28 protein-coding genes and 2 pseudogenes are annotated in these 25,594 nt (G+C 66.3%); 17 read left to right on the top strand and 13 right to left on the bottom strand.

Annotated features, from left to right (window positions below; genetic code table 11):
* Positions 1-261: 261 nt before the first annotated feature.
* Positions 262-492: a metallothionein gene (locus AC25MA_RS20880; protein ID WP_082750486.1), complete on the bottom strand. Its 231-nt coding sequence runs from the start codon at positions 490-492 to the stop codon at positions 262-264.
* Entirely contained in the window at positions 492-953 is a 462-nt protein-coding gene (locus tag AC25MA_RS20875) for a phosphotransferase system, HPr-related protein (RefSeq protein ID WP_280061004.1), read from the bottom strand. Before AC25MA_RS20875 ends, AC25MA_RS20880 begins: the two co-directional genes overlap by 1 nt.
* A gap of 156 nt (positions 954-1,109) precedes the next feature.
* Here AC25MA_RS20875 and ligD point away from each other — a divergent pair, with 156 nt between their 5' ends.
* From ligD to AC25MA_RS20850, 5 genes are read left to right on the top strand one after another with little or no spacing between them, the layout of a single operon-like run.
* Entirely contained in the window at positions 1,110-3,578 is a 2,469-nt protein-coding gene (gene ligD, locus AC25MA_RS20870; RefSeq protein ID WP_280061005.1) for a DNA ligase D, read from the top strand.
* Positions 3,578-4,600 carry an acyl-CoA dehydrogenase gene (locus tag AC25MA_RS20865; RefSeq protein ID WP_463402272.1) on the top strand — a complete coding sequence of 341 codons (1,023 nt, stop codon included), beginning with the start codon at positions 3,578-3,580 and terminating at the stop codon, positions 4,598-4,600. Before ligD ends, AC25MA_RS20865 begins: the two co-directional genes overlap by 1 nt.
* The gene (locus AC25MA_RS20860; RefSeq protein WP_028688912.1) at positions 4,597-5,367 is read left to right on the top strand and encodes a PIG-L deacetylase family protein; all 771 of its coding nucleotides are present in this window, start codon (positions 4,597-4,599) and stop codon (positions 5,365-5,367) included. The genes AC25MA_RS20865 and AC25MA_RS20860 overlap by 4 nt, the downstream gene beginning before the upstream one ends.
* The gene (locus tag AC25MA_RS20855; RefSeq protein WP_028688913.1) at positions 5,364-5,963 is read left to right on the top strand and encodes a class I SAM-dependent methyltransferase; all 600 of its coding nucleotides are present in this window, start codon (positions 5,364-5,366) and stop codon (positions 5,961-5,963) included. Before AC25MA_RS20860 ends, AC25MA_RS20855 begins: the two co-directional genes overlap by 4 nt.
* The gene (locus AC25MA_RS20850; protein ID WP_062363231.1) at positions 5,960-6,622 is read left to right on the top strand and encodes a glycosyltransferase; all 663 of its coding nucleotides are present in this window, start codon (positions 5,960-5,962) and stop codon (positions 6,620-6,622) included. The genes AC25MA_RS20855 and AC25MA_RS20850 overlap by 4 nt, the downstream gene beginning before the upstream one ends.
* A 14-nt stretch (positions 6,623-6,636) precedes the next feature.
* Here AC25MA_RS20850 and ku read toward each other — a convergent pair whose 3' ends face one another.
* From ku to AC25MA_RS20825, 5 genes and pseudogenes are all read right to left on the bottom strand, one after another.
* Positions 6,637-7,473, bottom strand: a complete 837-nt coding sequence (gene ku, locus AC25MA_RS20845) for a non-homologous end joining protein Ku (protein WP_062363229.1) — start codon at positions 7,471-7,473, stop codon at positions 6,637-6,639.
* A 9-nt stretch (positions 7,474-7,482) separates the two neighbouring features.
* Positions 7,483-7,620: a PSPA7_2676 family Cys-rich small protein gene (locus tag AC25MA_RS20840; protein WP_175406180.1), complete on the bottom strand. Its 138-nt coding sequence runs from the start codon at positions 7,618-7,620 to the stop codon at positions 7,483-7,485.
* A gap of 82 nt (positions 7,621-7,702) precedes the next feature.
* Positions 7,703-8,608, bottom strand: coding sequence for an SDR family oxidoreductase (locus tag AC25MA_RS20835; protein ID WP_486972353.1), 906 nt, complete (start codon positions 8,606-8,608; stop codon positions 7,703-7,705).
* 97 nt (positions 8,609-8,705) lie between these two features.
* Positions 8,706-9,017 (bottom strand): annotated as a pseudogene (locus tag AC25MA_RS20830) (carboxylate-amine ligase); the annotation flags it as partial.
* Positions 9,018-9,482: 465 nt separating this feature from the next.
* On the bottom strand, positions 9,483-9,674 hold the full coding sequence (locus AC25MA_RS20825; protein WP_028688918.1) for a con-10 family general stress protein: 192 nt from the start codon (positions 9,672-9,674) through the stop codon (positions 9,483-9,485).
* A gap of 241 nt (positions 9,675-9,915) precedes the next feature.
* Here AC25MA_RS20825 and AC25MA_RS20820 point away from each other — a divergent pair, with 241 nt between their 5' ends.
* Both AC25MA_RS20820 and AC25MA_RS20815 read left to right on the top strand, forming a co-directional pair.
* Entirely contained in the window at positions 9,916-11,127 is a 1,212-nt protein-coding gene (locus AC25MA_RS20820; protein ID WP_028688919.1) for a multidrug effflux MFS transporter, read from the top strand.
* Between the two features lie 5 nt (positions 11,128-11,132).
* Positions 11,133-11,729, top strand: a complete 597-nt coding sequence (locus tag AC25MA_RS20815) for a TetR/AcrR family transcriptional regulator (protein WP_028688920.1) — start codon at positions 11,133-11,135, stop codon at positions 11,727-11,729.
* Between the two features lie 57 nt (positions 11,730-11,786).
* Here the strand turns inward: AC25MA_RS20815 and hpaR are convergent, their stop codons facing one another.
* Together hpaR and hpaA are read right to left on the bottom strand one after the other, a co-directional pair.
* Entirely contained in the window at positions 11,787-12,209 is a 423-nt protein-coding gene (gene hpaR, locus AC25MA_RS20810) for a homoprotocatechuate degradation operon regulator HpaR (RefSeq protein WP_028688921.1), read from the bottom strand.
* A 171-nt stretch (positions 12,210-12,380) separates the two neighbouring features.
* Positions 12,381-13,283, bottom strand: coding sequence for a 4-hydroxyphenylacetate catabolism regulatory protein HpaA (gene hpaA, locus AC25MA_RS20805; protein ID WP_028688922.1), 903 nt, complete (start codon positions 13,281-13,283; stop codon positions 12,381-12,383).
* A gap of 140 nt (positions 13,284-13,423) precedes the next feature.
* Here hpaA and AC25MA_RS20800 point away from each other — a divergent pair, with 140 nt between their 5' ends.
* The 8 genes from AC25MA_RS20800 to AC25MA_RS20765 all read left to right on the top strand — a co-directional run bounded on the left by AC25MA_RS20800 (position 13,424) and on the right by AC25MA_RS20765 (position 20,444).
* On the top strand, positions 13,424-14,098 hold the full coding sequence (locus AC25MA_RS20800; protein WP_062363223.1) for a fumarylacetoacetate hydrolase family protein: 675 nt from the start codon (positions 13,424-13,426) through the stop codon (positions 14,096-14,098).
* Positions 14,095-14,874: a fumarylacetoacetate hydrolase family protein gene (locus tag AC25MA_RS20795; protein ID WP_028688924.1), complete on the top strand. Its 780-nt coding sequence runs from the start codon at positions 14,095-14,097 to the stop codon at positions 14,872-14,874. The genes AC25MA_RS20800 and AC25MA_RS20795 overlap by 4 nt, the downstream gene beginning before the upstream one ends.
* Positions 14,871-16,331, top strand: coding sequence for a 5-carboxymethyl-2-hydroxymuconate semialdehyde dehydrogenase (hpaE, locus tag AC25MA_RS20790; RefSeq protein ID WP_182324284.1), 1,461 nt, complete (start codon positions 14,871-14,873; stop codon positions 16,329-16,331). The genes AC25MA_RS20795 and hpaE overlap by 4 nt, the downstream gene beginning before the upstream one ends.
* Positions 16,332-16,397: 66 nt before the next feature.
* Positions 16,398-17,321 carry a 3,4-dihydroxyphenylacetate 2,3-dioxygenase gene (gene hpaD / locus AC25MA_RS20785; RefSeq protein WP_028688926.1) on the top strand — a complete coding sequence of 308 codons (924 nt, stop codon included), beginning with the start codon at positions 16,398-16,400 and terminating at the stop codon, positions 17,319-17,321.
* Positions 17,322-17,330: 9 nt separating this feature from the next.
* Entirely contained in the window at positions 17,331-17,741 is a 411-nt protein-coding gene (locus AC25MA_RS20780) for a 5-carboxymethyl-2-hydroxymuconate isomerase (protein WP_182324282.1), read from the top strand.
* Between the two features lie 7 nt (positions 17,742-17,748).
* Positions 17,749-18,552: a 2-oxo-hept-4-ene-1,7-dioate hydratase gene (gene hpaH, locus AC25MA_RS20775; RefSeq protein WP_028688928.1), complete on the top strand. Its 804-nt coding sequence runs from the start codon at positions 17,749-17,751 to the stop codon at positions 18,550-18,552.
* A gap of 9 nt (positions 18,553-18,561) precedes the next feature.
* The gene (hpaI, locus tag AC25MA_RS20770; RefSeq protein WP_028688929.1) at positions 18,562-19,362 is read left to right on the top strand and encodes a 4-hydroxy-2-oxoheptanedioate aldolase; all 801 of its coding nucleotides are present in this window, start codon (positions 18,562-18,564) and stop codon (positions 19,360-19,362) included.
* A 122-nt stretch (positions 19,363-19,484) separates the two neighbouring features.
* Positions 19,485-20,444 (top strand): ribonuclease Z, encoded by a 960-nt coding sequence (locus AC25MA_RS20765; RefSeq protein ID WP_028688930.1) that lies wholly within the window; start codon positions 19,485-19,487, stop codon positions 20,442-20,444.
* Between the two features lie 63 nt (positions 20,445-20,507).
* Here AC25MA_RS20765 and AC25MA_RS20760 read toward each other — a convergent pair whose 3' ends face one another.
* Both AC25MA_RS20760 and AC25MA_RS20755 read right to left on the bottom strand, forming a co-directional pair.
* Entirely contained in the window at positions 20,508-22,076 is a 1,569-nt protein-coding gene (locus AC25MA_RS20760; RefSeq protein WP_028688931.1) for a sensor domain-containing diguanylate cyclase, read from the bottom strand.
* A gap of 83 nt (positions 22,077-22,159) precedes the next feature.
* A complete protein-coding gene (locus tag AC25MA_RS20755; RefSeq protein WP_088852840.1) occupies positions 22,160-23,038 on the bottom strand; it encodes a LysR family transcriptional regulator in 879 nt (292 codons plus the stop codon).
* 108 nt (positions 23,039-23,146) lie between these two features.
* Here AC25MA_RS20755 and AC25MA_RS20750 point away from each other — a divergent pair, with 108 nt between their 5' ends.
* On the top strand, positions 23,147-24,121 hold the full coding sequence (locus AC25MA_RS20750) for a polysaccharide deacetylase family protein (RefSeq protein ID WP_197866410.1): 975 nt from the start codon (positions 23,147-23,149) through the stop codon (positions 24,119-24,121).
* Between the two features lie 9 nt (positions 24,122-24,130).
* Here AC25MA_RS20750 and AC25MA_RS20745 read toward each other — a convergent pair.
* Positions 24,131-24,436, bottom strand: a pseudogene (locus AC25MA_RS20745) (ester cyclase); the annotation flags it as partial.
* 30 nt (positions 24,437-24,466) lie between these two features.
* On the opposite strand from AC25MA_RS20745, the gene AC25MA_RS20740 reads away from it, so the two are divergent.
* Positions 24,467-24,703, top strand: a complete 237-nt coding sequence (locus AC25MA_RS20740) for a winged helix-turn-helix transcriptional regulator (RefSeq protein ID WP_486972352.1) — start codon at positions 24,467-24,469, stop codon at positions 24,701-24,703.
* Positions 24,704-24,718: 15 nt separating this feature from the next.
* On the opposite strand, the gene AC25MA_RS20735 is transcribed toward AC25MA_RS20740, so the two are convergent.
* On the bottom strand, positions 24,719-25,570 hold the full coding sequence (locus AC25MA_RS20735; protein WP_028688934.1) for a CsgG/HfaB family protein: 852 nt from the start codon (positions 25,568-25,570) through the stop codon (positions 24,719-24,721).
* Between the last annotated feature and the right edge of the window lie 24 nt (positions 25,571-25,594).

Genomic DNA, 25,594 nt, shown 5'->3' with positions numbered 1-25,594 from the left:
CTGAACGCCCCATCCTGGGGCGCAGCGCTTGACGGGCATCCATGCCCGTCACCTCCCTCCGCAAGAACTCCGCTCGGCCTCCTGAAGTCGCAATTGGCGGCGTCTGAACTATTGTGCACTTAGAAGCAACAGCAAGATCAAGATCAAGATCAAGATCAAGATCAAGATCAAAAGAGCTGCTATTGAATGGTGCGCATGTTGATATAATAACTCCCCTTCACCGGAGATTCTAACGAAACAGCCGTCGAGAATGAAAGAACTTTATGGCGATATAGGATCACTCGCCGGGAATGTTTCATCCAAAGCGTTATCGACATTGCTCTCCTTCGGCTGGGTTATCTCTCCACATTTGCAGTCCGCCATACGACAAGCCTCCCCATTGCGATGCCCCGTCGCGCAGGCTTCGCAGCAATAGGCCTTGCCATCCTGGACCAGGGCATTGGCATCTACGGTGCAGGAACAGTGGTTGCAGGAACAGCGTTGTTCATTCATCACGGCTCTCTCCTGTCGTCATCAGGCACCACCTCATCGGTCCACGGTTCACCGTCCAATGGCGCCGAGCGGGCGAGTTCGGCCTCGTCCAGGCCGATGCCGCCACCGATCTCCTGGGCGTCCACCTGGCGCAGGTCCTGGTCGGCAGGCCCGCCGCCTGTGTCAGGCTCATGCGGGTCGCGAGCGCCGGTTTCATCAAACAGCGTGTCTGGGCTCAAATCGTCGAGGGTGACATTGTCCTCGTGCAGGCTATCGCTCAGGGTCTCGCCGCCGGTCATGCCGCTTTCGGCGACACGTCGGGGCGGGTAATTCTCGGCGATTTCGCGCGCCGGACGCTCGTCGCCGACACGCCCCTGGCGTTCATCGCGGCGCTCGCTGAAATCCAGTTCGTGGACACTGCCCATGCGGTCCTCGGTGTCGTCGATATCAACCTGCGGTCTTGGGTCATCGGGTCTAGCCATGAACGTTCTCCGTCAGTGGGCTTCACACGGTCGACTGCCCCCACGAAGCAATAATTCAGAGTTTCTTCACAAAGCACCGCCCCACGCTTTTTTTGAACTCCACGCCGCGCCGCCACCTCCCAATCTTGAGACACGCGAACCCTCCCGGAGCCCGCCATGGCCAAGCCCCTGCAGGAATACCAGCGCAAGCGCGACTTCAACGCCACGCCCGAGCCGGCTGGCAAGCGCGCCAAGCCACACTCGGCCCACGTGCTGCAGTACTGCATCCAGAAACACGATGCCAGCCACCTGCACTACGACTTCCGCCTGGAACTCGACGGCACCCTCAAGAGCTGGGCGATCCCCAAGGGCCCCTCGCTCGACCCCAAGGTTCGGCGCCTAGCAGTGCACGTGGAGGATCACCCGCTGGACTATGCCAACTTCGAAGGGCACATCCCCGAAGGCCATTACGGCGCCGGTGATGTGATCGTCTGGGACCGGGGTGTCTGGGAGCCCGAGGGCGATCCGCATGAAGCCTATGCCAAGGGCAAGCTGCGCTTTCGCCTGCAGGGCGAAAAACTATCTGGAATCTGGAACCTGTTCCGCACCCACCTGGCCGGCAAGAAAGAGCAGTGGATGCTGGTCAAGTCCCATGACGGACAGGCGCGCAGCGAAACCGACTACCGCATCGTCGAAGCCCTGCCGGACAGCGTGCTGAGCGACCGCACCCTGCCACCACGGCGCCCAGCCAAGGCAACCGCTTCCACGCGCAAGCGCAAGGCCGGTCGCAAGTCCCTGCCGGCGCTTCTTACGCCACAGCTGGCCACGTTGGTCGACTCCCCGCCCAGCGGCGACTGGCGTTACGAAGTCAAATTCGACGGCTACCGGATCCTGGCGCGCATCGACGGTGACGACATACGCCTGTTCACCCGCAATGGCCACGACTGGAGTACTAAGATGCCCCGCCAGGTCGAGGCGCTCAAGGCGCTGGGGCTCGATGCCGCATGGCTGGACGGCGAGATGGTGGTGGTCGACGACAACGGCGTAGCCGACTTCCAGGCCTTGCAGAACGCCTTCGACACCGAGCACGACGAACACATCACCTACTACCTGTTCGACCTGCCCTGGCTGGGCGATGAGGACCTGCGCGAACTGCCGCTACAGGCACGTCGCAACACCCTGGCCAAGCTGCTGGATGACCACGCCTCGCCGCTGCTCAGGTACTCCGCCGATTTCAATGAGCCGATCGATTCGCTACTCGACAGCGCCTGCCAGCTGGAACTCGAGGGGCTGATCGGCAAACGTGCCGACAGCCCCTATGTCGGCCGGCGCAGCAGCGACTGGATCAAACTCAAGTGCAAGCAGCGCCAGGAATTCGTGATCGTCGGCTATACCGACCCAAAGGGTAGCCGCCACGGTTTCGGCGCCCTGCTGCTGGCCCTGCACGACCACGACAGCGGCCAGCTGCGCTACGCCGGCAAGGTCGGCACCGGCTTCAGCGCCGCCACCCTGGACAGCATCCTCGCTCGCCTGAAACCGCTGAAGACCGCCAAGTCGCCCTTGGCCAGCCCCCCCACCGGAGCAGAAGCCCGCGGCGTGCATTGGCTCAAGCCGCAACTGCTGGCGGAAGTCGCCTACGCCCAGATGACCCGCGAAGGCATCGTGCGCCATTCGGTGTTTCACGGTCTGCGCGACGACAAACCCGCCACCGCCATCGACCTGGAGCGAGCGATGCCCGCCAAGCGCGCAGCACAGACACGACCCGAGGGCCTGGGCAACCTGCGCCTGACCCACCCCGAGCGCGTGGTCGACGCGACCACCGGGGCCACCAAGCGCCAGGTCGCACAGTACTACGCCCAGGTCGCCGACCGGCTGCTGCCGCAGCTCAAGGATCGGCCTGTCGCCCTGGTCCGGGCACCGGATGGCCTGGGCGGCGAGCTGTTCTTCCAGAAGAACGCCGGCCATCTGCACATTCCCCACGTGCTCAGCTACAGCAAGGCCCAGGCCGGCCAGGCGGCCATGGTGCTCAACCGCGCCGACAGCCTGCTGGGCGCGGTGCAGATGAACACGCTCGAATTGCACACCTGGAATGCCACCACCAAGGACTTCGACAAGCCCGACCGCTTCGTCCTCGACCTCGACCCGGATCCCGCACTGCCCTGGAAAGCCATGCTCGAGGCCACCCAACTGACCCTCACCCTGCTCGATGAGCTGGGGCTGAAGGTGTTCCTCAAGACCAGCGGCGGCAAGGGCATGCACCTCGTCGTGCCGTTGACCCGGCGCGCCGGCTGGGACGAAGTGAAGGACTTCAGCCATGCCTTGGTCGAGCACATGGCCGGCCTGTTCCCTGATCGGCTCAGCGCCGTGTCCGGGCCAAAGAACCGGGTCGGGCGGATCTTCATCGACTACCTGCGCAATGGCAAGGGCGCCACCACCGTCGCCGCCTATTCGCTGCGCGCCCGCGAGGGCTTGCCGGTGTCGGTGCCGATCTGGCGTGAGGAACTGACCCAACTCAAAGGCACGAACCAATGGAACATCGGCAACCTCCAGGCCCGGCTCGCCGAGGTGGACGATCCGTGGGCCGACATGGCCAAAACCCGCCAGTCGATCACCGTGCGCATGCGCAAGCAATTGGGGATCGCCTGATGCAACCGACCCACTTCGATCAACTGCTACACCGGCTCTCTGCCCGTGCGCAGCCCCTCGAACTCGAACCCTTGCTGCCGGAACTGCTGCGGGCTCTGCAGCGCGAACACCTCGACCTGCTTCCCTTGCCCGGCCAGGGGCGGACCCTGGAGCGCTGGCGGGCCCTGGCGCGGGTCGCTGCTTGCGATCTCAGCCTGGCCAAACTCTACGAGGGCCATACCGACGCCCTGGCGATCCTTGCCGAATGCGGCGCAGCCCATCATGCCGGCGAAGGGATCTGGGGCGTGTGGGCTGCCGAGCCGCCGGATGCCCGCGCCCTCATCGTCGAACGGAACGCCGAGCAGGTTCGCCTGCGAGGCCGCAAGGCCTGGTGTTCGGGAGCGTTGCAGATCGACCGTGCGCTGCTGACCGCCTGGCAAGACGACCAGCCTCAACTGGTGGCCATCGAGCTTGGCCACCCGAGCCAGCGTGTCCAGGCCGACCACTGGCAGGCTGTTGGCATGGCCGCCACCGCCAGTGTCGCCATCGTGTTCGACGATTCGCCCGGGCTGGCCATCGGCGAACCCGGCCAGTACCTGTCCCGCCCAGGTTTCTGGCACGGGGGCGCGGGCATCGCCGCCTGCTGGTACGGCGCGGCCGCAGCCTTGGCGGACTACCTGCGCGAACACTGCCGCAAACCCCGGCCCGGCCCACACGCCGACGCACACCTGGGCGCCGTCGATGCGGCCTTGTTCGGAGCCCGCGCCGCCCTGCGAGAATGCGCCGCCTGGATCGACCGCCACCCAGGCGACGATGCCAGTTACGAGGTACGCCGCACCCGCGCCCAGGTCGAGCAGGCGGTCGAGCAGGTCATCCAGCATGTCGGCCGGGCATTGGGCGCAACGCCGTACTGTCGCAACAGCCATTTCGCCCGGCTCAGCGCCGACCTGCCGGTATACCTGCGGCAAAGTCACGCTGAACGCGACCTGGCCGAGCTGGGACGGCAACTGACCGATAGGCCTGAAGGAGCATGGAAACTATGAGCCAGAATCTGATCCAGGCCGCTCACGGCACGCCTTGGAGCGCCTGGCAACAGTCCGCGTACCTGGCCCGTGCCACCTGGCTGACGCCCGACCGACTGTGCCCGCCCGGCAGACGCCTGGTGCTGCTGGCGCCGCATCCGGACGACGAGATCCTCATGGCCGGCGGTCTGTTGGCCAGCTTCCACGGCCGGGAACAGGACCTGGTACTGATTTCCGCCACCAACGGCGAGGCCAGCCATCCTCACTCCAACCAATGGACCGAGCACCGCCTGCGCCATCAGCGCCCTCTGGAGAGCCGCCATGCCCTGCAAAAGCTGGAGCTGGACCTCAACCGCGTCGAATGGCGACGGCTCAACCTCAAGGACGGCGCCCTGCCCCGCGATGAGGCGTTCCTGGTCGCGCACCTGGAGCAATTGCTGCAGCCCGACGACCTGCTGCTGACCACCTGGCGGGGTGATGGGCACTGCGATCATGAAGCGGCCGGCCGCGCCTGCGCCAGGGCGGCGCAATCGTGTCGCGCGCAACTGGCCGAGGTGCCGGTCTGGGCGTGGCACTGGGCCGCACCCGACGATCCTAGGCTGCCGTGGCCCCGGGCACATCGCCTGTCGCTCGACGAGGCGCGTCTGGCGCGCAAACGCGAAGCCCTGGCCGCCCATGCCAGCCAGTTGCAGCCCGATGGCGACCATCCGCCGGTACTGCCCGAACACCTGCAGGCCTGCCTGCTGCAACCCTTCGAACTGGTCTTCCTGTCAATGGAGTCGCCATGAGCCTCGACGCGCAGTATTTTGCCGACCTGTATGCCGACAACGACGACCCATGGGCCTTTCGTACCCGCTGGTATGAACGGCGCAAGCGCGACCTGGCCCTGGCCAGCCTGCCCCGCCAATACTACGAGCGCGTCTTCGAGCCGGCCTGCGCCAACGGTGAACTGAGCATCCTGCTGGCCGAGCGCTGCGCCGAGCTGCTGTGCCAGGACATCGACCCCACCGCCGTGGCCCTGGCCCGCCAGCGGCTGGCGGGCGCGAGCCATGCCCGCGTCGAACAGGGCCACCTCCCGGGTGACTGGCCGGGCGGACAGTTCGACCTGATCGTGCTCAGCGAGATCGGCTACTACCTGGCACCCACCGAGTGGCTGCAGGTGATCGAGCAATCGGTGGCCAGCCTGAGCCATGACGGCGGCCTGCTGGCCTGCCACTGGCGCCATCCCATTGCCGCTTGCCCGCAGGAGGGTGGCGAGGTCCATGCCCTGCTGGCCCGACACCTGCCACTTTACCCGCTGCTGCGCCACGAGGAGGCGGATTTCCTGCTCGAGTACTGGTCGTGCCAGCCCAGCGCCGTGGACCTGAACGAGACCTGCCCATGATCGCCGTCATCATTCCGGCCCACAACGAGGCCCGCCGCCTCGGGCACTGCCTCGCTGCCATCAAGCTGGCGGTGGCGCGGGCCGAGGCGGCAGGCCTGGAGGTCGAAGTGCTGGTGGTCCTCGATCGCTGCGTCGATGCCAGCGCGCGAATCGCCCGCCGCCATGGCGTGCATACCATGGTGTTGGAGGCCGGCAACGTCGGCATTGCCCGGCGCCTGGGCGCGGCATGGATGATCGACCGCGGCGCCCAGTGGCTGGCGTTTACCGATGCCGACAGTCGCGTACCCGAGCACTGGCTGGTGTCGCAGCTGCAATGGCACGCCGACGCGGTTTGCGGCACGGTGCACATCGAGCGCTGGCAACCCTGGCAAGGCGCCGCTCTGCGCCAGTTGTACCGCAGCCGTTACCAGGCCCGGGACGGCCATCGGCATATTCACGGCGCCAACCTGGGCGTCTGCGCCAAGGCCTATGAGCGCGTCGGCGGATTCCAGCCATTGCCGGCCCACGAAGATGTGCAACTGGTGCTGGCCCTCGAGGCCAGTGGCGCGCAGATTGTCTGGACGGCGGCGCACAGCGTGGCCACCAGCAGTCGCCGGGACAGCCGCGCCCGCCAGGGCTTCGGCGACTACCTGAATGGGCTGGAGGGGCAACTACCGTAACCTCTGCAACCGCGCTAAGATGCTTTGCGCGGTCGCTTGGCCGCCGGTTTCTTCGCCTTGGCCTTGCCACCCAGGCTGCGCTTGAGCAGCTCGGTGAGGTCGATGATGTCCGCGCCCTTCTCCGCCGGCGCGCCCTCGCCTTTGTCCACGGTCTCGATCTTGCCCTTGCTGGCCTTCTCTTGCACCAGCTCGAGGATGGTCTGGCGAAAGGCATCATGGTACTCGTCGGGCGACCATGGCCCGCTCATGTCTTGCACCAGCTTCCTGGCCATGTCCAGTTCGCGCTTGTCCAGCTTGCTGTCGGTCACGCTCTTGTCCAGTTCCAGCGACGCCAGGCCTCGCACCTCCTCGGGCCAGCGCAGGGTAATCATCACCAGCGCGTCTTGCAGCGGGCGCAGCAGCGCCAGATGCTGGCGGGTGTGCAGCACGACGGTGGCCAGGGCGACCTTGCCGGTACTTTCCAGAGCCTCGCGCAACAAGGCGTAGACCTTGCCGCCGCCGCGGTCGGGGCTCAGGTAATAAGGCGTGTCGAACTGTTGCAGCGGTATCTCCCGGGCATCGACGAACGAGAAGATATTGATGGTCTGGGTCGCCTCGGGCCGGGCCTTGCGAATCTCCTCCTCGCTGATCACCACGTAGCGACCCTTCTCGTACTCCACGCCCTTGACGATGTGTTCCTTGTCGATCTCCTTGCCGGTGACCTTGTTCACCCGTTTGTAACCCACCGGATCCATGCTGCGCTTGTCGAGCCAGTCGAAATCCACCCGCTCGCTGCGCACGGCGGTATTGAGGGAGACGGGGATGTGCACGAGGCCGAAGCTGATCGCGCCTTTCCAGATTGCCCGGGCCATGGTCGGCTCCTACGCGTCGAACGGTTGGCCGGGCTGGCTGTAGCGCAACGCGCCGCAGCGTTCGCAGCACTGGCAATGGAGCCCGGCGATTTCACGGACCAACAGACTGCGCCATTGGCAGCCACGCAACAGGCAGACGAGTTTCATCAGCCACCTCCCTGGCCCGCATGAATAGGGGCTCTTACAAGGACTGACTGCGCGGCGCGGCCAAGGTTTATTCGAGTTTGCCCTACGGCAGTGGATTCCCCCCCGTGACGCCGAATACCTCCCCAGTGATATAGCTCGACTCCTGGCTGGCCAGCAGCACATACAGCGGCGCGCATTCGGCAGGTTGGCCGGGACGTTTCATCGGTGTGTGCCCACCGAAGTCGGGAATCTTCTCCGGCGGTTGGCCGCCGCTGGGCTGCAACACGGTCCAGATCGGGCCCGGCGCCACTGCGTTGACGCGGATGCCGCGCTCGATCACCTGCTTGGCCAGCGCCTTGGTGAAGGCAACGATCGCCGCCTTGGTGGTGGCGTAGTCGAGCAGCGTCGCCGATGGCTGGTAGGACTGGATCGAGGCAGTGTTGATGATCGTGGCCCCGGCCGGCATCAGCGGCACGGCAGCCTGGCACAACCAGAACAACGCGTAGACGTTGGTCTTGAGGGTGTGATCGAACTGCTCGTGGGTGATCTGGCCAATGTCCTTGCGCGCCACCTGCTTGCCGGCGACGTTGACCAGGATGTCCAGGCCGCCGAGCTGTTCGTGGGCCTGGTCCACCAACTGGCTGCAGAAGCGCGGATCCTTGAGATCGCCAGGAAGTGCCACGGCCTTGCGCCCTTCGGCCTCGATCAGCTGGACCACTTCTCGGGCGTCACGCTCCTCCGTGGGCAGGTAGTTGAGGGCGATGTCGGCGCCCTCGCGGGCGAAGGCGATGGCCACGGCGCGCCCGATTCCCGAGTCGGCGCCGGTGATCAGGGCGCGACGACCGACCAGGCGGCCGAAGCCTTTATAGGTGGCTTCACCGTGGTCGGGCTTGGGTTGCATGTGGGCATCCAGGCCAGGGGCGGGTTGGCCCTGGGCCGCAAAGGGCGGATGGGGATATTGGGTCAGGGGATTTCGCAGGGTGAATTGGTCCTGGGGCTTGCCGGGCATGGGTGGGGCTCCTTCTGTTTTGGCTGCATGTTGTCGAATTGTGGGGCACACAGCTTTCGAGGCTGGCGACCAGCGAATGGTTTACTCAATGAGTCCCGAGCACCGACAGCTGGTGATCGGCACTGGTGCCGTCGCGCAAGATGCGCCGGGCCTGGATGAAGGCGCGTTCGGCATCGGCGGTGTCGGCCGGGCATTGCAACTGCAGTTGCGTCAGCCAGCCTTCGGCGCTCACCGGCTGTTGCTCGTACACGCCGATGAAGGTGCCTAGGCGGCCCTGACGCAGGGCACGCCAATAGTTTTCCTGGGTGACCCAGCGCATCTCGCGGCTGGCGACGGCCAAGGCATCGTCCAACCGGGGGCAGCCATCGCAGATACGCAGTTCGACTGTCGCAAACCGCCGCGAAGGCCTGCTCCCACTGCCAGCGCGGATCGCCGTCCCCCTGTTCCTCGAGAAAGATGCGGATGAACCCGTGAAAACGCGGTTCCCGCCAATGGCACAGGGCGCCGTGCAACCATGCGCCGTCGACCGCCTTGGTCGGCGCAACCTGTTGCAGGAACCACAAGGCATGGGCCCGGTTGGTGAAGTAGCGGCGCGCGGCCCCTGGCGCCGTTGTTCAAGATAAGCCATGTGTTCACTGGCGACCCGCTGGGCATAGGCGGCTGACCATTCCAGCAATCGCCCGGGATCATCCGGCAGGTCGTCCGCAAGCGTACGCACTTGGCGCAGCGGCTGCTGCAGCCAGGCCTCGCCTAGCGGATCAGGGCCCTTGAGCAGGGCCCGATAGCGATGCTCAAGGCCATCGGTCGCCACGCATGGCGCCTCCTGGGTGGGGTATGCGCGGTGCCAGGCAAGCCCGGCACCGCGTGCCCTCACTTACGTGCGGCCACCCTTGCGGCCAGACTCGGTCTGACGGTGGTCGCCGCCACTGCTCTGACCGCCCTTGCGGCCGGCTTCGGAGGCCTTCTCGCGGTCGTTGGCGAAGTTGCCCGGGTTCTTCGATCCACCCTGGCTGCCGGTCTTGTTGCTGTCCTGGCGACCGGTCATGTTGCTGTCTTTGTTGGCCATGGTTGCAAAACCTCGTGTGGCTAAGGGATGCACGGCTGCATGCCGTACAGGATTGGGAGTACGGCGATAAGGCGGGATTCGGATTATTCCGGGGGGATCGGACCGGTGGCGCTAAACATGCCGCTGCCCTGTATCTGGGACGCAAGCGGACGCGGGCAGGGTTGACCCCTTCAGGCACTCTGGCATAATTCTCGTGACCTACCGGTCGGTAGGCTTATTTTCGTCAACGGATTTCCCAGTCATGCCTGCTTCCCACCTGCGCTTCGCCGCCTCCCTCGCCCTGATCGGCGCCCTCGGCCCTTCGGCCATCGACATGTACCTGGCCAGCCTGCCGGAAATGGCCCGCGACTTCGCCACCGGCTATACCCAGGTGCAGCTGACCCTGACCGTGTTCCTGCTGGCGATGGGTGCCGGCCAGTTGCTGTTCGGCCCCGTGGTCGATGCCCTGGGCCGCCGTCGTCCGCTGCTCGCGGGGTTGGTGGTGTTCAGCCTGGCCTCCCTCGGCGCGGCCGCCGCGTCTTCGTTGGACCTGCTGCTGATCGCACGCCTGGTCCAGGGCCTGGCCAGCGCGCTGACGCTGGTGGTGATCATGAGCATGGTCCGCGACAGCGCCGACGGCGCGCGGGCGGCGCAGATCTTCGCCCTGCTGATGACCATCGAAGGCCTGGCGCCGATCCTCGCCCCGGCGTTGGGCGGGATGATCGACGCGGCCTATGGTTGGCGGGCGATCATGCTGGTGCTGGCCGGTCTGGGCCTGCTGACCTTGCTCAACTCGATGCTGACGCTCGGCGAGACCTTGCCGCCGGGGCAGCGGGTACGCCTGGCGCCGGCCCGCGCATGGCGCACCTATGCGCGCATCGCCGCCGATGGCGCGTTCCTGCGACCGGCCCTGGCGTTGTCGGCGGTGTTCTTCTTCCTGTTCGCCTACATCGCCGGCTCCGCCTACGTGTACCAGCAGCATTTCGGCCTTTCCAGCGCCCACTTCGGCCTGCTGTTCGGGGCCTGCGGCGTGGCCATCCTGCTCGGCGCGGCGCTGTCCGGCTACTGGGTGACGCGCCACGGCGTGGCTCGCGTGGCCTGGTGGGGCGCGCTGTGCATGGGCGGTGGCGCGCTGCTGGCGGTACTTGCCGGGCTGAGCGGCGCGGGCCTGGCGCTGCTGCTGGCGGGCGTCGTGCTGGCGCTGTTCGGCCTGGGCATTTGCGAGGCCACCTTGATGGCCCTGGCGATGTCGTCGCAGCAACGTGACGTCGGCTCCACCGCAGCCCTGCTTGGTGCCCTGCAACTGGTGATTTCATCCAGTGCTACACCCTTGGCCGGGCACCTGGCAACGCTGGGGCCGCTGGCCTGGGCCTGGCTGTTGGCGGCCGCTGCCCTGATCATCGTCGGTTTGACCCGCGCCGCCGTGGCAAAGACAATCAGCGCCTCGCCCTGCCCCAGCGTCAACCCGGAGTGACCGCCTTGAAAGCCCTGACCCCTTCCGCCGCGCGTATCTGCGACCATGCCGTCGTGCATTTCGCCGAACATGGCTACGACGGCTCGTCATTGAGCGAGATCGCCGCCTTGGCGGGCATGCGCAAGGCATCGCTTTATGCCCATTTCGCCAACAAGGATGCGTTGTTCGTGCGCGCCTTCGAACGGGCGCTGGCGGACGAAACCGCCTACGTCGAGGCAGGGTTCGGCCACGAGGCGGCGGGCCGCGAGGCGCCGGGGCACTGGCACCCGCTGCACCTGGCCGAGCGCTACGCCGCCTCGGCCAACCTGCGCTTCGTGCTGCGCACGGCGTTCCTGCCGCCGACGCCGATCCGCTCGGTTGTCACCGGCGGCTTCGAGGCCTACCTGGAGCAGATCCGCCTGGGCTTCTGCCAGGCCCTGCGCGAGCGCCACGCCTGGGCCCGCAGCGATGGCAACAAGCTGGAACTGTATGGCGATGCGTACCTGGGGATCATCGACAGCCTGCATGTGGAGCTGCTGTATGCGAACCCGGCGGTGTATGCGCGGCGGGCGGCTTCGTTGCTGAAGATTCTCGATGATTCGCTGTATCTTGCCGGTCTGTAGGGGGACCCTGTACACGATTCAAGGGCCCCGCGATGGCGGTGGTCAGCGCTCGCGGCATCAGGGCCTGACCTTCTTGAGCTCGTTCAACAACTCCATCAACTTCTCCAACTTGTCCTCGCCGAACTGGCGCTGGATCTCCTGGTAATTGCGCTCCATCTCCTCGCTCATGGCCAGGAATGCCTGCTGGCCACGCACGGTCAGGCTGATGAATATCCGCCGCTGATCCTCCGGCGACTTGCGACGGCCTACCAGGCCGTCGCGTTCCAGGCGCTTGAGGACGCCGCTCATGCTCGGTTTGAGGATGCAGGCCATGTCCGCCAACTGGTGGCTTTCCAGCTCGCCCTGCTGGCGCAGGATGCGGATCACCCGCCACTGCTGCTCGGTCAGGTCGTGGGCATTGAGGGCCGGGCGGAAGAACGCCATGGTCGCTTCGCGGGCCTGCAACAGGGTCAACGTCAGGGAAGGTCTTGGATTGGTCATCAGGATAAGCGGCTGGTTTTATTAAGATATTAATAAAGTGAAAACCATTTTCACCGGTGCTGTCCAGCCCCAGTGAAAAGTACCAGCGCTCCCGGCAAACGCGCATTTTCCAAGCAGCGCCTTCGTTGCACGATCAGGTGAAGCCTGCAGCCCGGAGCTGATCGCCTCATGTCAACGCAATCCCGCCTGGCGCTGACGGTACTCCCCCGGCGTCATCTGCGCATGGCGCTGGAAGAAGCGGCTGAAATACGCCGGATCCTTGAACCCCAGCCGGTAGCAGATCTCGTTGGCCGAACCGCCGGTGTACAGCAGCAACCGCCGCGCCTCCTGCATCAGCCGTTCGAACACCAGGCGCTTGGACGGCAGGTCGGCCATGCGCCGGCACACATCATTCAGCCGCGCCTCGGTCACCCCCAGCGCCGCCGCGTAGGCCGGCAGCGTCCAGTGGTCGAGGTAGTGGCGCTCGATCAGCTCGTTGAAGCGATGGAACAACTGCAAGTCCTCGTGCCGCGCGGGCGTTGCCTCCAGCGAATTGGCGCCCAGGCGCAGCAGGCTGATCATCACCAGCCGCGCCAGGTCCTGCACGGCGGTGCCCTGCCCGGCCTGGCCATGGCCGATTTCGTCGCCAAGCAGGTCGAACAGCTGCTCCAGGCGCCGTACCTCGCCGGCCGCCGCGCCCTGCAGGTGCCCCAGTGCAACGCAGGCCGGTTGCAGCCGCGGTCCCAACGCCAGCCCGGGCTCGGCCTGCAGCAGTTGCCAGACCAGTTGCTGGCGCACGGTCAGCACATGGCCGTCGGCGTCGGCCTCGGTGACGAAGGCATGGGGAATGGTCGGCGGGGTGAGGAAGAACATCGGCCCGGACTCGTGGTAGCGCTGTTCGTCCAGGTACACCCGCACACTGCCGGTCTTGACGTAGTGCACCTGGAAGAAGCGGTCGTGGCGGTGCACTGGCATGTTGCGACCGAAAAAACCGGCCAGGTTGCCCAGGCGGTCGTAGTGCACCTCGCTGTCGCTGTAGCGCTGGTCATAGACCTGACCGATGTTGATATTGGGGATCGGCTGTCGTTCTTTCATTGTTGTTCTCGCAGCGGTGAAACGCGCCGGGGAAATCATCGTAGCACCACCAGCCAGCGGTAGACGCCTTGACGATCGTTAACATATTAAATATAACGTTAACACATTAACAAAAACACCACGAAGCGCAGGAGAAAAGCATGAGCCGTGCCTTGCACGAGGTCGCCAACGGCAGCTTGTTCGGCGTCGCCCTGAACTACCAGGGCCTGCTGCAGCAGCATCTGGCATCCTTCCATGAAGCGCCGTACCAGCAGCCGCCGGTCAAGCCGGTGCTGTTCATCAAGACCCCGAACACCCGCAACGGGCATGCCCAGCCGGTAACCTACCCCTCGGCAGTCGAGCGCCTGCAACCCGGCCCCGCGCTGGGCGTGGTGATCGGCAAGGACGCCAGCCGCGTCAGCATCGACGACGCCCTCGCGCATGTGGCCGGCTACACCATCGTCAACGAGTTCAGCCTGCCCGAGGACAGCTACTACCGCCCGGCGGTAAAGGCCAAGTGCCGCGACGGCTTCTGCGCCATCGGCCCGCAGTTGGTGCCAGCCGCGCAGGTCGACAACCCCGACGCGCTGGGCATCCGCCTGTGGGTCAACGGCGAGTTGCGCCAGCACAACAACACCGCCAACTGCGTGCGCGGCGTGGCCCGGCTGATCGCCGAGATCAGCGAGTTCATGACCCTGCATGCCGGCGACGTGCTGATCACCGGCACCCCCGAAGGCCGCGTCGATGTACTGCCCGGCGACCGGGTGACGGTCGAGATCGACGGCCTTGGCCAGCTGACCAACCCCATAGTCGCCGAACAAGGACTCGCCCCATGAAGCACGCCCGTATCCAGTTCGATGGCCAGGTCCATCAGGTCACCGTCGAGGACGACCAGCAACTGCGCCTGGCCGATGGTCGCCTGGTCCAGGCCGACCAGGTTACCTGGCTGCCACCGGCCACCGGCAACATGTTCGCCCTGGGCCTGAACTATGCCGACCACGCCGCCGAGCTGGCCTTCACCCCGCCCACCGAACCGCTGGCGTTCATCAAGTCGCCGGGCACCTACACCGGGCACGAGCAGGTGACCTGGCGCCCGGACAACGTCAAGTACATGCACTACGAGTGCGAGCTGGTGGCGGTGATCGGCAAGCCGGCGCGCAACGTCAGGCGCGAGGACGCCCTCGACTACCTGGCCGGCTACACCGTGTGCAACGACTACGCCATCCGTGACTACCTGGAAAACTACTACCGCCCCAACCTGCGGGTGAAGAATCGCGACGCCACCACCCCGGTAGGCCCGTGGATCGTCGACGTCGCCGACGTGCCGGATCCGTCGAACCTGACGCTGCGCACCTGGATCAACGGCGAGCTGAAACAGCAAGGCAGCACCGCCGACATGATCTTCGACATCCCCTACCTGATCGAATACTTCTCCAGCTTCATGACCCTGCAGCCCGGCGACATGATCGCCACCGGCACCCCGGAAGGCCTTGCCGACGTGGTCCCCGGCGACGAAGTGGTGGTGGAGGTGCAAGGGGTCGGCCGCCTGGTCAACCGAATCGTCAGCGAAGCCGAGTTCTTCGCCCACAAAGCACACGAGGCAACAGCATGATCAAGCACTGGATCAACGGCCGTGAAGTCGAGAGCCGCGACACGTTCATCAACTACAACCCGGCCACCGGTGAAGCCATCGGCGAAGTCGCCAGCGGCGGCGCCGAGGAAGTCGCCCAGGCCGTGGCTGCGGCAAAAGAGGCCTTCCCGAAATGGGCCAACACCCCGGCCAAGGAACGCGCCCGCCTGATGCGCCGCCTCGGCGAGCTGATCGAGCAGAACGTACCGCAGCTGGCCGAACTGGAGACCCTGGATACCGGCCTGCCGATCCACCAGACGCGCAACGTGCTGATTCCCCGCGCATCGCACAACTTCGACTTCTTCGCCGAGGTGTGCACGCGCATGGACGGGCACACCTACCCGGTGGACGACCAGATGCTCAACTACACCCTGTACCAACCGGTGGGCGTGTGCGGGCTGGTGTCGCCCTGGAACGTGCCGTTCATGACCGCCACCTGGAAGACCGCGCCGTGCCTGGCGCTGGGCAACACCGCGGTGCTGAAGATGAGCGAGCTGTCGCCGCTGACCGCCAATGAGCTGGGCCGCCTGGCAGTCGAGGCCGGCATCCCCCATGGCGTGCTCAACGTCATCCAGGGCTACGGCGCCACCGCCGGCGATGCCCTGGTGCGCCACCCGGACGTGCGCGCCATCTCGTTCACCGGCGGCACCGCCACCGGCCGCAAGATCATGCAGACGGCGGGCCTTAAGAAGTACTCCATGGAACTGGGCGGCAAGTCGCCAGTGCTGGTCTTCGAAGACGCCGACCTGGACCGTGCCCTGGACGCCGCGCTGTTCACCATCTTCTCGCTCAACGGCGAGCGCTGCACCGCCGGCAGCCGCATCTTCATCCAGGAGAGCGTGTACCCGCAGTTCGTCGCCGAGTTCGCCGCCCGCGCCAAGCGCCTGATCGTCGGCGACCCGACCAATCCGAAGACCCAGGTGGGCTCGATGATCACCCAGCAGCACTACGACAAGGTCACCGGCTATATCCGCATCGGCCTCGAGGAAGGCGCACGCCTGGTGGCCGGTGGCCTGGAGCGTCCGGCCGGGCTGCCAGCGCACCTGGCCAAGGGGCAGTTCATCCAGCCGACGGTGTTCGCTGACGTGAGCAACACGATGCGCATCGCCCAGGAAGAGATCTTTGGCCCGGTGGTCTGCCTGATCCCGTTCAAGGACGAGGCCGAGGCGCTGCAACTGGCCAACGACACCGAATACGGCCTGGCGTCGTACATCTGGACCCAGGACATCGGCAAAGCCCACCGCCTGGCCCGCGGTATCGAGGCGGGCATGGTGTTCATCAACAGCCAGAACGTGCGTGACCTGCGCCAACCGTTCGGCGGGGTGAAAGGCTCGGGCACCGGGCGCGAGGGTGGGCAATACAGCTTCGAGGTCTTCGCCGAGATCAAGAACGTGTGTATATCCATGGGTAGCCATCACATTCCACGCTGGGGCGTGTAGAACGGGGCTGCTGCGCAGCCCTTGCCATGGACACCAAAAACAACAACCTTCAACAGGAGACATACCATGGGCAAACTCGCTCTCGCCGCCAAGATCACCCATGTGCCCTCGATGTACCTGTCCGAACTGCCCGGCCCGCGCCAGGGCTTTCGCCAGGCGGCCATCGACGGGCACCACGAGATCGGCCGGCGCTGCCGCGAACTGGGCGTGGACACCATCGTCGTGTTCGACACCCACTGGCTGGTCAACGCCAACTACCACATCAACTGCGCCGCGCACTTCGAAGGCCTGTACACCAGCAACGAACTGCCGCACTTCATCGCCAACATGAACTACGGCTTCCCCGGTAACCCCGAGCTGGGGCGAATCCTCGCGCAAGAATGCAATCGACTGGGCGTGGAGACCATGGCCCACGACGCCACCACCCTGGCCCCGGAATACGGCACCCTGGTGCCGATGCGCTACATGAACGCCGACCGCCACTTCAAGGTGATCTCGGTCTCGGCCCTGTGCACCTCGCACTACCTCAACGACAGCGCGCGCCTGGGCTGGGCCATGCGCAAGGCGGTCGAGGACCACTACGACGGCACCGTGGCTTTCCTCGCCAGCGGCTCGCTGTCACACCGTTTTGCCCAGAACGGCCAGGCCCCGGACTTTGCCACCAAGGTCTGGAGCCCGTTCCTGGAAACCCTCGACCACCGCGTGGTGCGCATGTGGCAGGACGGCGACTGGGCGGACTTCTGCGCGATGCTGCCCGAGTATGCGGTCAAGGGCCATGGCGAAGGCTTCATGCACGACACTGCCATGTTGCTCGGTGCGCTCGGCTGGTCGCGATACGACGGCAAGGCCGAGGTGGTGACACCGTACTTCGGTTCTTCCGGTACCGGCCAGATCAACGCGATCTTCCCGGTCACCCCGCAGGACGGCAGCGCGATCCCCGCAGCCCAGGCCTCGAACCCGGCTGGGATCACCTCCACCAGCCGCCTGTAAGGAGCCCCCATGCCCCATCTGGTCCTGCTCTATAGCCCGGATATCGAAGCCGACGCCGATATGCCCGGCCTGTGCCGCGCCCTGGCCGACTGCATGCTCGCCCAGCGCGACGAACATGATCGCCAGGTGTTCCCCACCGGCGGCACCCGCGTGCTGGCCTACCCGGCAGCCCATGCCGCGATCGCCGATGGTCGTGGCGACTACGGCTTCGTCTACGCCAACCTGCGCATGGGCAGCGGTCGCAGCGCCACGGTGCACCGGCAGGTCGGCGATGCGCTGCTGGCTGTCTTGCGCCAGCGACTGGACGCGCTGCTGGAACGTCGCCCGGTCGGCGTGACCCTGCAGATCGATGAGAGCCAGGCACAGGTGTACGACGCCAAGCACAGCAGCCTGCATCCCCTGTTCACCCGTCAGCCCTGAGGTCTCCATGCTCGACGCCCGCATCATCCAGCAAGCCGCCGCCCGTCTAGACCAGGCCGAACGCACCCGCGAACAGGTCGGCCAGTTCTCCTTGGAACACCCCTCGATCAGCATCGAGGACGCCTACGCCATACAGCGCGCCTGGGTGGCACGCAAGATCGAGGGCGGCCGCAAGCTGGTCGGCCACAAGATCGGCCTGACCTCCAGGGCCATGCAAGTTTCCTCGAACATCACCGAACCGGACTACGGCGCGCTGCTCGACGACATGCTGTTCGACGAAGGCAGCGACATTCCCTTCGAGCGCTTCATCGTGCCCCGGGTCGAGGTGGAGCTGGCGTTCATCCTCGGCAAGCCACTCAAGGGGCCGAACGTGACCCTGTTCGACGTGCTCGACGCCACCGAATGGGTGATTCCGGCCCTGGAGATCATTGATGCGCGCATCCAGCAGGTCGACCCGCACAGCGGCGTGACCCGCAAGGTGTTCGACACCATCTCCGACAACGCAGCCAACGCCGGCGTGGTCATGGGCGGTCGCGCGGTGCGCCCGGGCGACGTCGACCTGCGCAAGGTGCCGGCGGTGCTGTACCGCAACGGCGTGATCGAGGAGTCCGGCGTGTCGGCGGCGGTGCTCAACCACCCGGCCAAGGGCGTCGCCTGGCTGGCCAACAAACTGGCGCCGTACGACGTGGGGCTGGAGACCGGCCAGATCATTCTCGGCGGTTCGTTCACCCGCCCGGTAGCCGCCCGCCCCGGCGACACCTTCCACGTCGACTACGACCAGCTTGGCTCGATCGCCTGCCGATTCGTCTGAGGATCCACCATGGACATGCCCATCAATACCTTCAAGCAACGCCTGCGCACGGGCCAGGCGCAGATCGGCCTGTGGCTCGGCCTGGCCGATCCGTACTGCGCGGAACTGGCGGCCAACGCCGGCTTCGACTGGCTGCTGCTCGACGGTGAGCACGCGCCCAACGACCTGCGTGGCCTGCTCGGCCAGTTACAGGCGGTGGCGCCCTACCCGGCTCAGCCGATCGTGCGCCCGGTGATCGGCGACACCGCGCTGATCAAGCAATTGCTGGATATCGGCGCGCAGACCCTGCTGGTGCCCATGGTCGAAAGCGCCGAGCAGGCACGCCAGTTGGTGCGTGCGATGCGCTACCCGCCCCACGGAGTGCGCGGCGTAGGTAGCGCGCTGGCACGAGCATCGCGCTGGAACAGCGTGCCCGGCTACCTGGACCAGGCTGACGAACAGATGTGCCTGCTGGTACAGGTGGAGAACCGCGAAGGCCTGGCCAACCTCGACGCGATCTGCGCCGTCGAAGGTGTCGATGGCGTGTTCATCGGCCCCGCCGACCTCAGCGCCGACATGGGCCACCGGGGCAACCCGGGGCATCCCGAAGTACAGGCGGCCATCGACGATGCCATCGTGCGCATCGGCCGTGCAGGCAAGGCGGCGGGGATCCTCAGTGCCGACGAAGCGCTGGCGCGCCGGTATATCGAGCTAGGGGCGGCGTTCGTCGCTGTGGGGGTCGACACCACGGTGCTGATGCGCGGCTTGCAGACGTTGGCGGGCAAGTTCAAGGAAGGGGCCGCTACCAGCGCCCAGGGCGGTGTCTACTAGTCCGGCCTGGTAGCGCGTAAGCTCGATGTTGGGAGCGTACTGGCCCCTGCGACAGTGCCATGCTAGCCTCCGCGCGCCCCGCCCTGCGGGGTCGCAACAACATCGAACCAAGGAGTCAGGCAATGGACCTGCAGTTTCTGGGCACCTCTTCCGGTGTGCCCACCAAGGCCCGCAACGTCAGTGCGACTGCGGTCATCGAGGCATCCGGCACTGGGTGGTACCTGGTCGATTGCGGCGAAGGCACCCAGCACCAGCTGCTGCACAGCCCGCTGTCGGTGCGCGACCTGCGCGCCATCCTCATCACCCATGTGCACGGCGACCACTGCTTCGGGTTGCCGGGGCTGCTGGCCAGCGCTGGCATGTCAGGGCGCAAGGAGCCGTTGCAACTGGTGCTGCCGGCCGACCTGCAGACCTGGGTGCGCCAGAGCCTGGCGGTCAGCGATACCTACCTGCCTTTCGAGTTGCAGATGCAGCCGGTCGAGACCTTCACCGGGCTGGAACATGGCAATGTGCAGATCGGCGTGGTCGAGCTGTCGCATCGGGTACCGTCCTACGGTTTCGTGTTCGAGGAACGTGACCCCGAGCCCCGGCTCGACACCCAGCGCCTGCAGGCCGACGGCATCCCCGCCGGGCCGATGTGGGGGCAACTGGCCCGTGGCAGGACTGTCGAGCACGAGGGGCGTCAGCTCGATCCGCAGACTTACCTGCAACCGACACGCCCGGCGCAGCGGATCATCGTCTGCGGCGACAACGACCGCCCGGAGCTATTGAGCACGCTAGCGGCGAATGTGGATGTACTGGTGCATGAGGCCACCTTCACCCAGCCGGTGGTCGAACGTACCCAGGCCACCTTCGGCCACAGCACCGCCGCCGCGGTGGCGCGCTTCGCCGAAACGGCGGGTGTCAGGAACCTGGTGCTGACGCATTTCAGCGCCCGCTACCAATCCGGCGGCGGGCGCGGCGGCTCCATCGAGGAAGTGCGCGAGGAGGCGCAAGCGCACTACAACGGGCACCTGACCCTGGCCCGGGACCTGCAGCGTTATCGGCTTGGCCGTGATGGGGTGGTGGTCGAGGTGGAGTAACGCCTAAGGGGGATCCTGGCATGGGCGCGCAACGCTGGTGATGGCTGAATGATCCCTGGGGCCTCAATGCGCCGGATGCTGCTCCACACTGCCCGCCAGGCAGTAGCGATCCCGCCCCTGGCGCTTGGCTGCATAAAGCGCCGCATCCGCCGCTGCCATCAGGTTCTCCGGGGTCACCGTCTCCAACGTCGGCGCGCCCACCGCGATACCGGCACTGGCCGTGACATGCCCCAACGGGCTGCCGGCATGCTCGATGGCCAGCCGGCGCAACAGCTGCAGGATCTCCTGGACGATCTGGCTGGCACCCTGGACATCGGTATCGGGCAACAACAGGGTGAACTCCTCGCCGCCATAGCGCACCGCCAGGTCTGCGGGGCGCTTGAGCGCCTGACGTAGCAGCTCGGCGAAACGCCGCAGGCACTGGTCGCCCGCCGGGTGGCCGTAGCGGTCGTTGTAGGCCTTGAAGTAGTCCAGGTCGAGCATGACCAGGGCCAGCGGCCGACCCTGGCGCCGCGCCCGGCGGATCTCCGGCTCGAACACCGCGTCCAGCCGTCGACGGTTGCCCAGTCCGGTCAGGCTGTCGCTCAGGGCCAGCGCCTTGAGGGTCTGGTGGGCCTGGTGCAGCGCGCGCTCGATGGCGATGCGCTCGCGCAACTGGCGCAGGACAATCCAGCCGAAGCCGGCCAGGCCGACCAGCAGCAGAACCAGCACCGCCAACGATTTGATCATGTCACGCCGCCAGGGCCCGACAATCGACTCGAGGGACAAGCCCGCCTGCACCACCAGCGGGTAACTGGACAGCGCGCGGAACGCATACAACCGCGTCGTGCCATCAACCACCGCCACTGCCTCGGTCACCCCTTCATTGGCGTAGGGCAGGTAGTGTCGGAAGATCTCGCTGCCCGCCAGGCTGCGGCCGATGACCTGCTCGACGAAGGGCCGGCGCACGAGGATGGTGCCGTCGCGCTTGGCCAGAACCAGGGCGCCACGCTCATCGATCTTGAAGTCGCCGTAATAGCGCACGAACCAGTCGACCTTGATGGTGCCCAGCAGCACCCCGGCGAAGCGTCCATCGGGCAGGTCCAGACGCCGCGAGATGGGGATGATCAGGTCGCCCGTGGAACGGCTGCGCACCACCGAGCCGATGCGCACCTGGCGGTCGGCATGGGTCTGGTGGTAGAGGAAATAGTCGCGGTCGGCGTTGTTGGCCCCCGGCGGCACGGCATCCTTGTCGGTGACGATCCAGCTGCCATCGGCGCCATAAACGAACAGGCCGTGCAACTGCGGCATTATCTGCGCCTGTTGCTTGAGCAGGGCGTGCAGGCGCGGTCGATCGACGTGGGCAAAGCCATCGCCTTCCAAGCGCTCGGCCAGGACGGCGGTGATCGCGTCCACCTGGCGGATGGCGTCCTCGGCGTGCTGGGCCGTAGCTCGGGCCAGGTTGGTGACCGCGTTCTCGGCGTCGCCGAACGCCTGCCGGTAATCGCGCCAGATCCGCCAGCCCTCGATCAGCACGAACGCCAGCATCACCACCGCCATGAAACCCAGCACCAGGCGGAACAACGACACGGCGCGGCCCTCGCCGGTGACCGCGAAGAGGCCGTCATCAGTGTGTTTCCTGGCTGCTGCCATCGAAGTCCCTTGTCGTCACGCACTGGCCGCTCATCACTATAGTTCAGCCAGGCAACTGTCTATCCCCTGTAGGAGCGGCCTGTTCAACCAAGCTGCGCCACGATCGCCTCCATCAGCGCCCGCACCCGCCTCGGTTGCACCCGGGTCGGCGGATAGACGATCTGCAGCGCCACCGGCCCGGCGCTGAAGTCACCCAGCACCTCCACCAGCCTGCCTTCGTCCAGGTCATCCTGCACATCGCGCAGCGACTTCAGGCACAGGCCATGCCCGGCCAGGGCCCAGCGCCGCACCTGCTCGCCGTTGTTGGCGACGCGCCGGCCGCGCACGCTGACCGGATACGCCGCCGCGCCCAGACGGAACGGCCAGACCCGCTCGGTGTGGATGCCGAAGCGCATGACGATGCAGTCGTGCCGCGCCAGGTCGTCCGGGTGCAGCGGTATGCCATGCCGGCGCAGGTAGTCGGGCGCGGCGCACACCACCCGGCGGTTGTCGCCCAGGGGTCTGGCGCGCAGGGAGCTGTCGGCCAATGTGCCGTAGCGGATGGCGAGGTCGATGCCCTGCCCGACAAGGTCGACGTAGCCGTCGGTCAGGTCCAGGTCGATCGACACGTCGGGGTGCTCAGCGAGGAAACGGTCGAGCAGCGGCACGATGCAGTGCTGGCCGAGGTCCACCGGCGCGCTCAGGCGCACCAGCCCGGAGATCTTCTGTTGGCCGTCCTGCAGCTGGCTCTGCAACTCCTCGGCCTCGGCCAGCAGGCGCCGGGCGCCGTCGGCCAGCAGGCGACCGGCGTCGGTCAGGCTGAGCGAGCGGGTGCTGCGGGTCAGCAGCGTCACCCCGTAATGCGCCTCCAGCGCCGACAGGCGCTCGGACACCGTGGCCGGTGACAGCCCGCGTTCACGGCCCGCCGCCGACAGACTGCCTTTTTCGATGATGGTAAGGAACAACGCCAGTTGATCCAACATAGCTTTCGATTTTTCCGAAATATGATTTTGTCTTTTGGCTAATTATTAGCGATTTTTCCGCTAATTACACTGCCCGGTATCGAAACCCCCGCACTCAGGAGCGAACCGATGACCAGCAGAAGAGACTTCGTGAAAGGCACCCTCGCCGGCGGCATCGCCGTGGCGGCGGGCGCGGCACTGGCAAGCCAGCCCGGCAGCAGCAACGGAACGACGCCCGGTAACGGCGGTGGCAAGGCGTTCTGGCCCAACGGCGCGCAACTGGTGATCTCGGTGTCGTTGCAGTTCGAATCAGGTGGGCAGCCGGAGCATGCCGAAAGCCCTTTCCCGCCACTGGACCCACGCTACCCCGACACCATAGCCCCCAGCTGGTACCGCTACGGCCCGCTGGAAGGCGTGCCGCGCCTGCTCGCGCTGTTCGACCGGCACGGCATCAAAGTCACCTCGCACATGGTCGGCAAGGCTGTTGAAGCCTACCCGGAGCTGGCGGCCGAGGTGGTCCGGCGCGGTCATGAGGCCGCCGGGCACGGCCTGCACTGGGCACCCCAGTACAGCCTGACGCCTGCAGAGGAGCGCCGCCAGTACGAGCAGGCCAGCGCTATCATTGAACGCGTCACCGGGCAGCGTCCGCTGGGCTTCAACGCGTTCTGGATGCGCCACTCCCGCGAGACCCTGAATATCCTCCAGGACCTGGGCTTCCTCTACCACATCGACGACCTGGCCCGTGACGAGCCCTCGATCACCCCGGTGCGCGGCAAGCCGTTCGCCGTGGTGCCCTACACCCTGCGCAACAATGACATCGGCCGCATCGCCGGATCCACGGCGATGACCGGCGCCGCCTTGCTGCAGGAGCTCAAGGACGAGTTCGACGTGCTGTACGCCGAAGGCAGCCAGCGCCGCCGGCTGATGTCACTGTCGGCCCATGACCGCATCGGCGGCACGCCCACCGTGGTGCGGGCGCTGGACCAGTTCTTCGCCTACGCCCGCAGCCATGCCGGGGTGGCCTTCATGCGCAAGGACGACATCGCTCGCTGGACCTTGGCCCAGGACGACGCGCCGGTCAATCCGCCTCGGGGGTTTAGCTGATCACAGGGTTCAACGCCCCACCAGGCCCGCCTGGCGCATGAACGCCAGGTTGTCCTCCAGGTGCCAGTCCTCGGCGATCCGGCCATCGGCAATGCGGTAGATGTCCATGGCGATGAAGTCGATGGCTTGGCCCTGGCCTTGGTGCTCGCCCAGCGTGCCGGTGAAGTGGCCGGTGAAGCGCAGCGCCGCGGTGACCCGGTCGCCCGCGACGATCATCTGCAGCACCTCACAGCGCAGGTCCGGCACCGCCGCGCGGAATGCCCGGGAAGCCTTCAGCGGCCCTTCAACGCCCTGCGCCCGCCCCGGCGGCAGGGTCGACAGGATATCGCCGGCGTCTCGCAGAAGGTGCTGTCGCAGACCCTGAAGAAGCTCGAGCGCGATGGCCTGGTGGAACGCCAGGTACACCCGACCGTACCGCCCACCGTCGAATACGCCCTGACCGAACTGGGCGCGACACTGGGTAGCACGGTGGAGCAACCGGCGCATTGGGCGGAGTCGAACATGCCAGCGATTGTTCAGGCTCGGCAACGCTATGATATGAAGCCGGATCCAGGATCCTCACGCAATGCGTTTCCCCTGTAGGAGCGTTACCTCGGCTTACGGCTGCTGATACTGACTCAGATATTTGTCCAGCACCGCCTTGTCCCCCGCCCCATCCCCCGCTACCTGCCACAACCGCCGCTCGATCCCCTGGGCCAGCAGGTGCCCCACCGCGGCTTCGATGGCCGACAGCACGCACAGCTGCGCCGGCTCGTTGGTGGTATAGCCCACCTCGGCTTCGAGCAGCTTCTTGAACTCGATGAACTTGAACACCCCGGCGTTCTGCCCGACCGAGTAGATGGTCTTGCTGGTCATCACATTGGCCAGCACCTGGCCGGTGCGCACGTCCACCGCCCGCAGGTTGACCGTAACCTGGTCGACCCGGTATTCACGGGACAGGCCGATGCCCAGGTAGCGGGCGCCCTCGCCGCCGCTGCGCACGTTGGTGTCGTAGGCGATGATGCCGCCCTCGAGCATCAGGTTGGCCGCCTGCAGCGGCGGCAGCTCGCCCTGGATGTTTTCCGCCACATCGGGTTTCTTCTGCGAGGCGCGGATGATCTTGCGCTCGGTCAGCAGGTTCTGCAGGCCCTCGCGCTCCAGCACCACGAACCAGCCGCTGGCGTTGAGCGCGTCCATCAGCATGCTCGCCGCCCCCTGGGTGACGCTGGTGGAGAATGAGCTGGCCGGGGTCGGCTTGTACTGCCCGGTCTGGTCGCGGAAACCGTACACCACCGCCATCAGCCGACCGCGGGGCCGCGGCATGTTGACCAGGTCATAGTAGGTCGAGGCCCGCGGCGTCAGCGTCGGGGTCTCGGGGTCCTGTTCGGCGGGCATCGGCTCGCGCAGGCCGCAGCCGTGCAGGCTACCCAGGGCGGCGAGGACCAGCAGTGTGCTCAGCAGGCGTTTCATGGCGTTCTCTCCCCAGTAAAGACC

The sequence above is a fragment of the Pseudomonas sp. P65(2024) genome (assembly GCF_057480955.1).
Note: the sequence above shows the minus strand (reverse complement) of the source record. Positions and strands in the feature narration are given on the sequence as shown.